A 276-nucleotide genomic window follows, 5' to 3' on the forward strand; every position below is an offset into this window, starting at 1 on the left:
ATCTTTTTGAGGCGGCGGTTTTCGTCTTCCAGCTCTTTCAGACGGGCCATCATAGAGGCATCCATCCCGCCAAAGCGTGAACGCCACTTATAGAAACTGGCACTACTCATGCCATGCTCGCGGCACAACTCGGTGACTGGCGCTCCGGCCTCAGCTTGCTTAAGAATGGCCATGATCTGGCTGTCGGTAAAACGTGATTTTTTCATAGAGGTCTCCCCGGTTCAGATTACGAGAAAATTCTACTTATAAACACACCGGTTTTTCGGGGGGATTACC

The 276-nt window shown here is 50.7% G+C and carries 1 protein-coding gene; it reads right to left on the reverse strand.

Going from position 1 to position 276, the window contains the following annotated elements:
* A partial coding sequence (locus tag MUU47_RS00045) for a transposase (protein WP_258986094.1) occupies window positions 1–206 on the reverse strand: 206 nt, incomplete at its 3' end.
* Between the last annotated feature and the right edge of the window lie 70 nt (window positions 207–276).

This window comes from Scandinavium hiltneri, assembly GCF_024764835.1.
Lineage (GTDB): Bacteria > Pseudomonadota > Gammaproteobacteria > Enterobacterales > Enterobacteriaceae > Scandinavium > Scandinavium hiltneri.